Origin of the sequence: Caballeronia sp. GAWG2-1 (assembly GCF_023631405.1) — a bacterium.
GTDB lineage: Bacteria > Pseudomonadota > Gammaproteobacteria > Burkholderiales > Burkholderiaceae > Caballeronia.
The window spans coordinates 12544-24963 of record NZ_JALQDD010000016.1; the positions used below are offsets into that span (position 1 = coordinate 12544).

Genomic DNA, 12420 nt, shown 5'->3' on the forward strand with positions numbered 1-12420 from the left:
TTGGTAGGCCGAGCGTTGCGCCGGTCCGCGCTCAGTCCGCCTCGCTCGCCGCTTGCGCCGCTTTTTTCTTGTCGCCGATACGGCTCTCCTGCCCCGCCAGCAACTTCGAAATATTGGCCCGATGCCGCCAGACGAGCAGCGCGCTCATTGCCAGCACGGCGAGCGAGATGCGGCTCGGCCCGAACAGGAACACCTGAAAAAACGGTGCGAAGACCGCCGCGACGAGCGCCGCGAGCGACGAATAGCGAAAGAAGAACGCGATGATCAGCCAGGTCAGCAAGGTAGCCGCCCCGAGCGCCGGATGAATGGCGAGCAGCACGCCGGCCGCCGTCGCGACGCCCTTGCCGCCCTGAAACTTGAAGAAGATCGGGTACAAATGCCCGAGAAAAACCGCGATGGCCGACAGCGCGATCGCGCTCGCGAGCCCGGCCGGATCGAGCCCCCAGCCCGCGCCGAAGTGCATGACGACCCACACGGGCAGCCAGCCTTTGAACGCATCGCCGATCAGCGTGAGGATGGCCGCTTTCTTGTTGCCGGTGCGCAGCACGTTGGTCGCGCCGGGATTGCCCGAGCCGTACGAACGGGGATCGGCGAGTCCCATCGACTTGCTGACGACGACGGCGAATGAAATCGAGCCGATCAGATAGGACACGACGGCGACGATCAGAGGAATCATGTTGGCTCTTTCTTTGACGTGGCGAATGCGGTCAGCATTCTAATCGACGCTCGCGCACTGCACGGGCTTCGCGTTGAGCAAGCCGGTGAGCACCGCCGGATCGAGACTGACGAGATAGCCGCGCCGGCCGCCGTTCAGATAGATGATGTCGAGTTCGAGAATGCTCGATTCGACAAACACGGGCATTGCCTTCTTCGTGCCGAACGGCGACGTGCCGCCCACGAGATAGCCCGAATGCCGGTTCGCCACTTCGGGCTTGCATGGCTCGATGCGCTTCGCGCCCGTCTGCCGCGCGAGGTTCTTGGTCGACACCGTGCGGTCGCCATGCATGAGCACGATGAGCGGCTTCGCGTTCTCGTCTTCCATCACGAGTGTCTTGACGACGCGATGCTCGTCCACGCCGAGTTGCCGCGCGGACTCCTCCGTGCCGCCGTGCTCGACATAATCGTAGGGATGCTCGCCGAACTCGACCTTGTTACGGCGCAGAAACTGCGTCGCCGGGGTTTCGGAGACATGTTTGGTTTTCGACATGGAGGCATTGTAGCGGCGCGGCTTCATGCTCACCATCGGCTGAACGGCCAATGCAGCGGCACGATCGTTCTGGCGAACAAGTCAACCGCGCGGATGATGCTCCCGATGCAGCTTTTGCAAGCGCTCGCGCGCGACATGCGTATAGATCTGCGTGGTCGAGATATCGGAGTGACCTAGCAGAAGCTGCACGACGCGCAAATCCGCGCCGTGATTGAGCAGATGCGTCGCGAACGCGTGACGCAGCGTGTGCGGCGAAAGCGGCGCCTGCACGCCGCCGTTCAGCGCATGACGCTTGATGATGTTCCAGAACTGCTGCCGCGTCATGCCCTCGCCGCGCGAGGTGACGAAGAGCGCATCCGCGGCGCGCGCGCCTAGCAACGCGGGACGCGATTCACGCAGATAACGCATCAGCCACTCATGCGCTTGTTCGCCGAAGGGCACGAGGCGTTCCTTAGAGCCCTTGCCCATCACGCGCACCACGCCTTCGTTCAGGCCGACGGCCACCGTCTTCAAGGTGACGAGTTCGGTGACGCGCAGGCCGCTCGCATACATCAGTTCGAGCATGGTGCGGTCGCGCAGACCGAGTGGCGTTTCGATGTCCGGCGCGCCGAGCAGCGCTTCGACTTGCGCTTCGTTGAGCGTCGATGGAAAGCGCGGCGGCTGCTTCGCCGAGCGCAGCTTCAAGGTTGGATCGACCGTCGCGCGATGCTCGCGCAACGCCCAGCCGTAATATCGGCGGAACACGGACAGACGCCGGTTCGCGGAGGTCGCCTTGTCGCCACGGCGCGCAGCCATGTAGCCGTTCAGGTCGCTTTCACTCGCCGTGTCGATGGACCCGCCGCGCGTCTTCGCGAGCCATTCGGCGAAGAGCTTCAGGTCGCGGCGATACGCTTCGAGCGAATTCTTGGCGAGCCCGTGTTCGAGCCAGAGCGCGTCGCAAAAGAGATCGATCGAGTCCGAACTCGCGATCAGTTCCGGCGTCGGCAGTTCCTCGGCGATTGCGCTCATGCGATCGATACACCCTCATGCGCCAGCAACCAGCGCTTCACGTCACGAAAAAAGCCATCACCGGGCGTATGCGCGAAGCCGCCTATCCCGCTCGATGAAACCACCCGGTGGCACGGTATCACGATCGGCAGCGGATTGGAGCCGCACGCTTGCCCGACCGCGCGCGGCACGCTGCCGACTTCGCGCGCGAGCTGGCCGTAGGTCCACACTTGTCCCGCCGCGATGCCAGAAATGCCCTTCCACACGCGCTCTTGAAACGCCGTGCCGCCGGTGCCGAGCGGCAGATCGAAACGCATGGCGGGTTGCTCGAAATATTGGCGAATCTGTGCGATGGCTTGTTGCACGAGCGGCTTGTCCGACTCGATGCTTTCGACCTCGGCCGAAAGATAGACGATCTCGCGCACGGCGCGCTCGTCGGCGCGAATGCCGACTTTGCCGAAGGGCGCGTCGATCACTGCATCGAAATGCTTCATGCCGGCCTCGCTATTTCGTCTGGCGCCGCGCGCTGCGCGAGCGCCCATTGCACATGCTCGCGAACCAGCGCGGAAGGATCGTCCATGCGCGCCTGCAACGCTTGCACGATACGCTCGCGCTCCACGCTTTCGAGCGACGCGCGCAGTGCATTGCCCATCGCCACCGCGATATTGCGCAGCCATCGCTCGTGTCCGATACGCCGGATCGCGCTGCCCTGCATGCGCGTGTCGAAGTCCTCGGCGCTCCACGCAAACAACTCGACGAGCGTGGAACGATCGAGCCCATGCCGCACATCGAAGTCCACGACCGGCGCGGCTTGCGCGAACTTGTTCCAAGGACACACGAGCTGACAATCGTCGCACCCATACACGCGATTGCCGATCAAAGGCCGCATCTCCTCGGGAATACTGCCTTGAAGTTCTATCGTCAGATACGAGATGCAGCGCCGCGCATCCACGCGATACGGCGCCACGATCGCGCCAGTCGGACATGCGCCGATACAGCGCGTGCACTGCCCGCAATGCGCGCCGTCCGTCTCGGGATGCGGGTCGACGGGCAATGCAATATCGACGTAAATCTCGCCGATGAAGAAGAGCGAACCGGCATCGCGATCGAGCAGCAACGTATGCTTGCCACGCCAGCCGACGCTTGCTTTTTGCGCCAGCGCGACTTCGAGAACCGGCGCGGAGTCCGTGAACGCGCGATGCCCGAACGGCCCGATGGCAGCTTCGATGCGCTCGGCCAGTTGCTGCAGCCGGTTGCGCATGACCTTGTGATAATCGCGGCCGCGTGCGTAGATCGAGACCATCGCCTGCGATGGATCGCTCAAGCGCGACCATTCGACGGCGCGCCAGTCGTTCCTCTGACCATCGGCTGTCGCGACACTTTCAGCGCCCTTGTGCTCGAGCGTCGCGCCAGGCAGATAAGCCATGCGCGCCGTGATGACCCGTCGCGTGCCGGCCACAAGCTCGGCGGGCCTTGCGCGTTTCATCCCATGTTTGGCCATATAATCCATCTCGCCGTGATAGCCTGCTTCAAGCCAACTGGCGAGGCCTTCCTCGGCATCCGTCAGGTCGGTATCGCCGATACCAACCGCACCGAATCCCAACTCGCGCCCCCACGTCTTGATGCGTAGCGCGAGTTCCGCCAGCGCGGCCTCATCGCCTAGTTCGACGTGATGCAAGGCGCGCGACTCATCGGCGGCGTCGCTGGACGCGGTCGTGATTTCAACGGAATGTTCCGGCAATCGGTTCATCACGACATTTTACGAGCAATGCCCGAAAGCCCTGTACGAACGACGCCTGATTTTCCTTCCGCGCTCCTCGAACGCCGCTTCGATCTGCGCGACGAAGCGGCAACGCTCGCCTTCGGGGAACGCTTCGCACGCGCCATCGACGAGACGCGCAAGCAAACCTCGGCCGAACGTTTTTCGGGCTTGCAGGTCCAGTTGATCGGTGACTTGGGCGCGGGCAAGACCACGCTCGTGCGCGCGACCTTGCGCGCGCTCGGTCATGCGGGCCGCGTGAAGAGTCCGACTTACACGCTCGTCGAGCCCTATTCGCTCGACACGCCAGGCGGGCCGCTCGATGTCTATCACTTCGATCTCTACCGCTTCGCCGATCCCGCCGAATGGGCCGATGCCGGCTTTCGCGAGTATTTCGATCGCGGCGCGGTGTGCCTCATCGAATGGCCGCAGCAAGCGGGCGGACTGCTCGGCGTGCCGGACCTCGTGTTCGAACTTGCCTTGCCCGACGAGAGCCGTGAAGTCGAAGAAGGCCGCGTGCTGAATGCGCGGGCGTTTAGCGAAACAGGAAAGACATGTCTCGAAAGATGCTGATCAAGCCGTTTCATTCGATCGAATCAGGTGCGAGCGCGCCGCACAACTGGCGACGGCGTCAGGTGCTGCGCGCGGGCGCATCGACGCTTGCGCTTGCGCTCGTCGCACCGAAGCTCGCGCACGCGAGTTCCGTGCTCGGCGTGCGCGTGTGGCCCGCGCGCGATTACACGCGCGTGACCATCGAATCCGACCAGCCGCTCACGAACAGCAATCAGACGCTGCAAGGCCCGGACAGACTCGTCGTGGATCTGAACGGCATCGATCTGGATCAGTCGCTGCGCGATCTCGTCTCGAAGATCACGCCGAACGATCCGCAGATTCAATCGGTGCGCGTCGGTCAGTACCAGCCGCATGTCGTGCGCATGGTGTTCGACCTCAAGGGTTCGGTGAAGCCGCAGGTCTTCACGCTAGGGCCAATTGGAAGCTACAAGTATCGGCTCGTGTTCGATCTTTACCCGGCCGTCGCGCCTGATCCGCTGATGGAACTGCTCGCGCAGTCCGAGCACAAGCAGGAGGCCTTCGACCGCGCCAATCCGAATCCTTCCGCGCCGCCGCCCGCCACGCTTTCGGGGCCGGCCACGCCGCAGAAATCGCTCTCGCAGGATTCGACCGACGAGTTTTTCCAGAAGTACGCTCAGGGCGATGCCCCGGACAACGCCGCGTCGGTGGCGCCGAAGCCTGCGCCTATGCCTGCGCCATCCGTGCCGAAGCCGTCGCGCGTCGTGCCGCCCGTGATCGCGAAGAAGGATGACGACGACAGCGACCAATACACGTTCTCGCAGCCCAAGCAGGATCGCTCGGGGACGACGCGCCTTCTGACTGTGGCCATCGATCCGGGTCACGGTGGCGAAGATCCCGGCGCCATCGGCGGCGCGGGGACGTATGAGAAGCACATTGCGCTCGATATCGCGAAGAAGCTGCGCGCGAAGATCGACGCGCAACCCAACATGCGCGCCATGATGACGCGTGATGCCGATTTCTTCGTGCCACTCAATGTGCGTGTGCAGAAGGCGCAGCGTGTCGGCGCCGATCTATTCGTGTCGATTCATGCGGACGCGTTTACCGAGTCTTCGGCGCGTGGTTCTTCCGTTTTCGCGTTGTCGGAACATGGTGCGTCGAGCGCGGCAGCGCGGTGGATGGCCGCCAAGGAAAATTCGTCGGATCAGGTCGGTGGCATCAACGTGAAATCGCAAGACGCTAGCGTGAATCGCGCGCTTTTCGACATGTCCACTACGGCGCAGATTCGCGATTCCATGCGGTATGGGAGTTTCGTGCTGAATGAAATCGGGGGCATTAACAAACTGCACAAGGGGTCGGTCGAACAGGCAGGGTTTGCCGTGCTCAAGGCACCCGATATTCCCTCGATTCTCGTCGAAACCGCGTTTATCAGTAACCCGGATGAGGAGACTCGCCTCAACGATGATGCCTATCGGGACAAGATGGCTAGCGCCATTATGAAAGGCATCAGGCGGTATTTTGCTGCTAATCCGCCTTTGGCTAAGAGTCGCATGACTTGAAGACGTTGGTTTGCGGTTCTTTTGCGGTTCTTTTGCGGTTCTTTTGCCGTTCTCGGGCAGTCTCGTTCAGTAGCCGCCTCCCCGGCGGTGGGGTCCCTTTCTTTGCTGCTGCAAAGAAAGGAACCAAAGAAAGCAGCTCAGGAACCGGCTTCTGAAGCACAACTGGTTCCCCGCTGTTTCTCACAAACCCTTTGGGCACTTCCCATTGCTCGCGCTCGTGGTAATCAATTACTAGGCATGCGGCTTTTTTTAGCTGCGCTGGGACCTCTTTTGCGGTCTGATGTTTTTTCGCGCTTCTGATGAGTCGAGCCGTTGCCTTGCGTTTCTGTTCAGTAGCCGCCTCCCCGGCGGTGGGGTTCCTTTCTTTGCTGCTGCAAAGAAAGGAACCAAAGAAAGCAGCTTTGGAACCGGCTTCTGAAGCACAACTGGTTCCCCGCTGTTTCTCACAAACCCTTTGGGCACTTCCCATTTCTCGCGCTCGTGGTAATCAATTACTAGGCATGCGGATTTTTTTTTGACTGCGCTGGGACCTTTTTTGCGGTCTGATATTTTTTCGCGCTTCTGATGAGTTGAGCCGTTGCCTTGCGTTTCCGTTCAGTAGCCGCCTCCCCGGCGGTGGGGTCCCTTTCTTTGCTGCTGCAAAGAAAGGAACCAAAGAAAGCAGCTTTCGAACCGGCTTCTGAAGCACAACTGGTTCCCCGCTATTTACCACAAACCCTTTGTGCACTCCCCCTCCACTCACGCTCTCGGTAAAACTCACAAGACCAAGGCTTTTTTCGGAGTCGCTGTTCGAGTTTCTTCTCTGGCACTTCCAAGGAAGTCGGCCGTTGTATTGCTTTTTTCTTTAGCCGCCTTCACTTTAAGGGTTCATTTTTCGCGGTTTTTTTTATCGCGGGACGGGGAATAGTCTCTGTTTCAAGCGTGCGCCGAATACATTGACCGCCAATCCCGCCATTACCAGCGCCGCACCCGCTACTTCCGCCGGTGTCAGCGCCTCGCCCAGAAACACCGCCGCCGATGCAATACCTATCACCGGCACTAATAACGAGAACGGTGCGACCTGCGCCGCCGGATAGCGCGCAAGCAATTTGCCCCACAAGCTGTAGCCAATGATGGTCGCGATGAACGAGAGATAAACGATCGCGAAAATCGATATCGACGGGATCGCCGCAAGGCTCGCTTCAATGCGCGCCGGGCCCTCGAAAATCAACGACAACGCAAGAAACGGCAGCGGCGGTATCAGGCTCGCCCACACTACGAGCGACAGCAAGTCGACTTTGCCCATGCGCTTCGTGACGACATTGCCAAGCGCCCACATCGACGCCGCGCCAAGCGTGAACAAGAACCCTGTGAGGGTCATCGCGTGGCCGCCCTGCATGCCGATCAGCGCTAGCCCGGCCGCCGCGATCAAGAGTCCAGCTATATTCATCGCGCGTATGCGCTCGCCAAGCATGAAGGCGGCAAAGATCAAGGTGAAGAACGCCTGCGCCTGCAAGACGAGCGAAGCAAGTCCCGCCGGCATGCCGACCGACATGCCATAGAACAACAACGCAAACTGGCCGAACGAAATCGAAAGACCATAAGCAAAAAGCCAGCGCAGCGGAATTCGCGGGCGCTTGACGAAGAAGACCGGCACCGCGGCCAGCGCGAATCGCAAGGCGCCCAGCAAGAACGGCGGCACGCCGTGCAAACCCAGTTTGATGACAACGAAATTCACGCCCCACGCGAGAATCACCACCGACGCAATCAACAAATCCCTTGGCGACATCGCCGCTCCTTCGTGCACTTCGATTGAAAGTCACACGAGTTTAGCGGGGCGCACTCTGCGGTGGCTTGTGAAAAACTGCGCTCACAACGCCTTGCCGTCTTGGCGCATGCAGACAAAAAAACGCCCGCGCCTCCCAAGGGAAGCCCGGGCGCTTCACAGCAATCCAGACCGCTTACTTGCTTTGGCCGGATTCCGCTGCCGCATTGTTGCCGGTTTCGACGTCAGGCGTCTTCTTGCCTGCCGACGGATGCGCGCTGTGCTTGCGCATCTTGTGCTTGGTCGTGCCCGACGACGACGTGCCATCGGTCGACGCGCCAGTGTCGGTCTGGCCCATGGCCGCCGACGAGTTGCCCGACGAGGTCTGGGCCATTGCGCCGGTTGCAGTCGTGGCGCTCAAAAGACCTGCGGCGATGGCGATCAACAGTTTATTCTTGCTCATGGTTTCCTCTCCTATCAATTGACGTTTGCGCAAATTCTGCACGCATGCTGCAAAAAGCGCGGTCCCTTCGTAAAAAACACGTGAAGCACGCGTAACTCCGCACGAAGTCGATGAAGCGTTTTCCACATCCCCGATGAGAGCGCATCGCCGCAGCGGCCGGTAGAATCGGCGGTTCCAGGCGCGCAACCGGCGCGTCAGCTACCGGAACCGCCAATGTCCACGTCGATCCGCGTCCTGCTCAAACCACATCAACACGATGTCGGCGGCCTCACGGTGAGGCGCGTGCTCCCCGCACTGGCGGCACGCACTGTCGGACCCTTCATCTTCTTCGACCACATCGGTCCCGCAACCCTCGTGCCCGGACAGGGACTGGATGTACGGCCGCATCCGCATATCGGGCTCGCAACCGTCACCTATCTCTTCGAAGGCGCCATCATGCATCGCGACAGCGTCGGCTCCGTGCAGAAGATCGTGCCCGGCGACGTCAACTGGATGACCGCCGGGCGCGGCATCGTCCATTCGGAACGTACACCCGACGAGGAACGCGAGCGAGGCCAGACGATGCATGGCATCCAGACCTGGGTCGCGCTGCCGGTGGCAAGCGAGGAAGTCGAGCCTTCGTTCGAGCGTCATGCGGCGTCCGCCTTGCCGCAAATCGAGCGCGACGGCGTGACTTTGCGCGTAATCGCGGGCACCGCGTTCGGCGCCCAAGCGCCCACGCGCACGTTCTCGCCAACGCTTTACGTCGCCGCCGATTTCGCTCGCGGCAGCGCGCTCACGCTCGATACCGAACACGAGGAACGCGGCGTGTATCTCGTCGAAGGCGATCTGTCCATCGACGGCCAAGCGCTGCCCGAACAGCAAATGGCCGTGCTCGAACCGGGCGCGCCGGTGCGTTTCGAGAGCACGAACGGCGCGCGCGTGATGATTCTCGGTGGCGCGCCGCTCGACGGCGCACGCATCATCGAATGGAATTTCGTCGCCAGTTCGCGCGACAAGATCGAGGCCGCGAAACAGGCATGGAGCGAGCAGCGCATGGGGCACGTTCCCGGCGAGACGGAGTTCATTCCGCTGCCGCCCGCGCGCCGCGAGAATCGCGCGCCCGAGGCATGAGACGTGCATCGGCGTGAATCAACGCCGTGGCCGTTGAGAGTTATGCAAGCGTCCCCATCTAATTTCAAGACACATTGCAGGCATTAGGAGAGAACGCATGGAAACGACCCTCGCTACGTTTGAAAACGACGTCATCAACGCGTCGATGCTCGCGCCCGTTCTCGTCGATTTCTGGGCTCCGTGGTGCGGCCCGTGCAAGACGCTCGGTCCGATGTTGGAACGGCTCGAAGCCGAAGCCGCCGGCAACTGGAAGCTCGTCAAGGTGAATGTCGACGAGAATCAAGAACTCGCGCAGCACTTCCAGGTGCGCAGCATTCCGCACGTGATCGCGTTCGCGGAAGGCCGGCCAGTGGACCAGTTCATCGGCGTGTTGCCGGAGGGCCAATTGCGCGAGTTTCTCGACCGGCTCGTGCCTGCTGGCGCCGAGGCCGAGCGCCGCGCCGCGCACGACGCGTGGGCGAGCGGTAACCGCAAGGACGCGATCGATCGCATCAAGGCCACGATCGCGCTCGATCCGAGTTACGAAGATGCGCGCCTCGATTTGATCGAATGGCTGATCGCGGAACGGCGGATCGACGAAGCGAAGGAAGAAGACAAGCTGCTTTCGCCTAAGACGACGCAGGGCATCGACGCGCGCTATAACGCGCTCAAGACCGAACTCGACGCCGCCGATGCAGCCGCCGGACTGCCGCCCGCCGACGATCTCATCGCGGCGGTGAACGCGAAACCGGACGATCTCGAAGCGCGCTTTGCGCTTGCGAACCGTTTGATCGCCGGCCGCGATTACGGTGGTGCGCTGGAACATCTGCTCGAAATCGTCGTGCGCGATCGCGCGTTCATGGACGACGTTGGCCGCAAGACGATGCTATCGGTGTTCGAACTCGCGGCGAATCAGCCGGATGTCGTGGCGTACTGGCGGCGCAGGCTGAGTGCCGCGATGAATTGAGCATGCATGATCGGCTCGTGGATGCAGAAACGGCCAGCTCGTGGAAGCTGGCCGTTTTTTTGTTGGCTGCGGTTCGCCGCGTGACGTCAAGCAGCGCATGTTCGCCGTGTGGCCACGTCGACTCGCATGCATGCGTGCAACTGGCGGGTTTGCCGCGACGCCAGCTCGTCATATTCGTGCGAAAACCGACCTGCCATCGACGCAAGCCACCACCATTCATGCTTCTGTGACTCTATCCGCGCGCCGTTTTTAAGTCCCCGCAAGAATCTGCCGCCCTAAGCCGCCTTCTTCGCCAACGCCCGAAGCACGAACGCCGCCGCTGCGAACCCAAAGCTCGCCGTCACACACACGCTGGACCCGAAACCCGCGCAATTCAGCCCGACCGGGCCCGCGTATCCCGCGCCGGTTTCCAGATGCTCCGCGCCCTCGCTGATATCGCAAGCGGCCGCTTCCGGGTAAATGAGCGGCTCGTCCGAATACACCGCGCTGACCTTGAAACGCGCCTTCGGTCCGCGCGGAAAGCCGTGCATTTTGCGCAACTGGCCGCGCACTTTCGAAAGCAGCGGGTCCTGAATGGTCAGCGCCAGGTCGTCGATGCGAATACGCGTCGGATCGAGCTGCCCGCCCGCGCCGCCCACCGTGATCAGCGGCTGCTTGTTCGCGACACACCACGCAATGAGCGCGGTTTTCGTGCGCACGCTGTCGATGGCATCGACGATGAAGTCGAAACCGCCGCCGAGCATCGCATCGAAATTACCCGGCTCCACGAAGTCCTCGATCTGCCGCACGTCGCAGGCGGGATCGATCAAACGGATGCGCTCGGCCATCGCCGTGACCTTGGCCTTGCCGTAGTTGCCGTCGAGCGCGTGGATCTGCCGGTTGGTGTTGCTTTCGGCGACGTTGTCGAGATCGATCAACGTGAGCTTGCCGATTGCGCTGCGCGCCAGCGCTTCAGCCACCCACGATCCCACGCCGCCTATGCCGATCACCGCGACATGCGCGCCTTCGAACGCCGCGAGCGCAGGCGCGCCATATAGACGCGCGATGCCGCCGAAGCGTCGGTCGCGGTCGGCGATCTCGTCGGCGGAAGGTGACTCGTTGGGAGCGATGGTGGCAGTCATAGGTGGAAGCAGAAACCGAAAAAGCGCGGGAGGGCTTCGCGGAGCATGGGCAAAAACAAGCCAAACGCCGCTGCGGCCCGTCAGGCATAGCTTACAAGCGCCTGTCTAATTGACAAAGTTGGTAGACCATTCATGCAGAAAGCGCGCGAATTGCGTATTCTGCCTTATCGAAACCCAAGGGGTGATAGCCGGACCGGATTCACCACGGCAAGGGCAAGAAAGAACCACCTTGGCTATACTGACGCCGACTGTAGCGTTTGCATAAAAATGACCACCCTCGCAGACCTTCGCAAAAATTATTCTCGCGGCTCACTCGACGCCGCCGACGTCGCGCCGGACCCGGTGCGCCAGTTCGACACCTGGTTCGCCCAGGCGCTCGACGCGAAACTGCCCGAACCCAACGCCATGACCTTGGCCACCGTCGACCAGAACGGCCGGCCCTCCGCGCGCATCGTGCTGATCAAGGGGTTCGACGAACGTGGCTTCGTTTTTTTTACCAATTACGATAGCCGCAAAGGCCGCGAAATCGCCGCCAATCCCGCGGCAAGTCTGCTGTTCCACTGGATCGAGCTCGAACGTCAGGTGCGTGTCGAAGGCGTGATCGTCAAGACGAGCGCCGAGGAAAGCGATGCCTATTTTCAGTCCCGGCCGCTCGGATCGCGCATTGGCGCGTGGGCGTCGGAACAGAGTCAGCCGCTCGAAAGCCGCGAGGCGCTCGAAGCGCGCGAGCGCGAAATGATCGAAAAATTCGGCGACGCACCGCCGCGCCCGCCACATTGGGGCGGCTACCGGCTCGTGCCGGACACCATCGAATTCTGGCAGGGACGTCCGTCGCGGCTGCATGACCGCATCGTCTACGAGCGCGAGCGCGCGGACGGCCCGTGGGATATCAAGAGGCTCGCACCCTAAGACGGGTCCGGTAGCAGGCAGTACGTCGTCATAAAACGCAGCACCACGGCAACGAACATGAAGGCGCGTCGATGCACGGGC

Annotated in this window: 14 protein-coding genes; 5 read left to right on the forward strand and 9 right to left on the reverse strand. The window is 61.9% G+C overall.

Features of this window, described 5'->3' with window-relative positions; all coding sequences use genetic code 11:
- Window positions 1–31 precede the first annotated feature (31 nt).
- The 5 genes from plsY to queG form a co-directional block, all read right to left on the reverse strand.
- On the reverse strand, window positions 32–676 hold the full coding sequence (gene plsY / locus NCR98_RS10935; RefSeq protein ID WP_250526202.1) for a glycerol-3-phosphate 1-O-acyltransferase PlsY: 645 nt from the start codon (window positions 674–676) through the stop codon (window positions 32–34).
- 39 nt (window positions 677–715) lie between these two features.
- A complete protein-coding gene (gene ybaK, locus NCR98_RS10940) occupies window positions 716–1207 on the reverse strand; it encodes a Cys-tRNA(Pro) deacylase (protein ID WP_244826161.1) in 492 nt (163 codons plus the stop codon).
- An 81-nt stretch (window positions 1208–1288) separates the two neighbouring features.
- Window positions 1289–2215: a site-specific tyrosine recombinase XerD gene (gene xerD / locus NCR98_RS10945; protein WP_244826162.1), complete on the reverse strand. Its 927-nt coding sequence runs from the start codon at window positions 2213–2215 to the stop codon at window positions 1289–1291.
- Window positions 2212–2688 (reverse strand): methylated-DNA--[protein]-cysteine S-methyltransferase, encoded by a 477-nt coding sequence (locus NCR98_RS10950; protein ID WP_250465565.1) that lies wholly within the window; start codon window positions 2686–2688, stop codon window positions 2212–2214. Before NCR98_RS10950 ends, xerD begins: the two co-directional genes overlap by 4 nt.
- Entirely contained in the window at window positions 2685–3944 is a 1260-nt protein-coding gene (queG, locus tag NCR98_RS10955; protein WP_250526203.1) for a tRNA epoxyqueuosine(34) reductase QueG, read from the reverse strand. The genes NCR98_RS10950 and queG overlap by 4 nt, the downstream gene beginning before the upstream one ends.
- An 18-nt stretch (window positions 3945–3962) precedes the next feature.
- Between queG and tsaE the strand changes: the two genes are divergently transcribed.
- Together tsaE and NCR98_RS10965 are read left to right on the forward strand one after the other, a co-directional pair.
- The gene (gene tsaE / locus NCR98_RS10960; RefSeq protein WP_244826165.1) at window positions 3963–4526 is read left to right on the forward strand and encodes a tRNA (adenosine(37)-N6)-threonylcarbamoyltransferase complex ATPase subunit type 1 TsaE; all 564 of its coding nucleotides are present in this window, start codon (window positions 3963–3965) and stop codon (window positions 4524–4526) included.
- Entirely contained in the window at window positions 4508–6043 is a 1536-nt protein-coding gene (locus tag NCR98_RS10965) for an N-acetylmuramoyl-L-alanine amidase (protein ID WP_250465569.1), read from the forward strand. Before tsaE ends, NCR98_RS10965 begins: the two co-directional genes overlap by 19 nt.
- Here the strand turns inward: NCR98_RS10965 and NCR98_RS10970 are convergent.
- The 3 genes from NCR98_RS10970 to NCR98_RS10980 all read right to left on the reverse strand — a co-directional run bounded on the left by NCR98_RS10970 (window position 6024) and on the right by NCR98_RS10980 (window position 8250).
- Window positions 6024–6512, reverse strand: a complete 489-nt coding sequence (locus NCR98_RS10970) for a hypothetical protein (RefSeq protein WP_250526204.1) — start codon at window positions 6510–6512, stop codon at window positions 6024–6026. The two genes, NCR98_RS10965 and NCR98_RS10970, sit on opposite strands and share 20 nt — an antisense overlap.
- Window positions 6513–6929: 417 nt before the next feature.
- Window positions 6930–7811 carry an EamA family transporter gene (locus tag NCR98_RS10975; RefSeq protein ID WP_250492687.1) on the reverse strand — a complete coding sequence of 294 codons (882 nt, stop codon included), beginning with the start codon at window positions 7809–7811 and terminating at the stop codon, window positions 6930–6932.
- Window positions 7812–7983: 172 nt separating this feature from the next.
- Entirely contained in the window at window positions 7984–8250 is a 267-nt protein-coding gene (locus NCR98_RS10980; protein WP_250526205.1) for a hypothetical protein, read from the reverse strand.
- 213 nt (window positions 8251–8463) lie between these two features.
- Between NCR98_RS10980 and NCR98_RS10985 the strand changes: the two genes are divergently transcribed.
- Window positions 8464–9363 (forward strand): pirin family protein, encoded by a 900-nt coding sequence (locus tag NCR98_RS10985; protein ID WP_250526206.1) that lies wholly within the window; start codon window positions 8464–8466, stop codon window positions 9361–9363.
- A gap of 97 nt (window positions 9364–9460) precedes the next feature.
- Window positions 9461–10309, forward strand: a complete 849-nt coding sequence (gene trxA, locus NCR98_RS10990; protein WP_244826170.1) for a thioredoxin — start codon at window positions 9461–9463, stop codon at window positions 10307–10309.
- A gap of 275 nt (window positions 10310–10584) precedes the next feature.
- Here trxA and NCR98_RS10995 read toward each other — a convergent pair whose 3' ends face one another.
- Complete coding sequence (locus NCR98_RS10995; RefSeq protein ID WP_250526207.1) at window positions 10585–11430, reverse strand: tRNA threonylcarbamoyladenosine dehydratase; 846 nt, start codon at window positions 11428–11430, stop codon at window positions 10585–10587.
- Between the two features lie 267 nt (window positions 11431–11697).
- Here NCR98_RS10995 and pdxH point away from each other — a divergent pair, with 267 nt between their 5' ends.
- Window positions 11698–12339 carry a pyridoxamine 5'-phosphate oxidase gene (gene pdxH, locus NCR98_RS11000; RefSeq protein WP_250526208.1) on the forward strand — a complete coding sequence of 214 codons (642 nt, stop codon included), beginning with the start codon at window positions 11698–11700 and terminating at the stop codon, window positions 12337–12339.
- The last annotated feature ends 81 nt before the right edge of the window (window positions 12340–12420 follow it).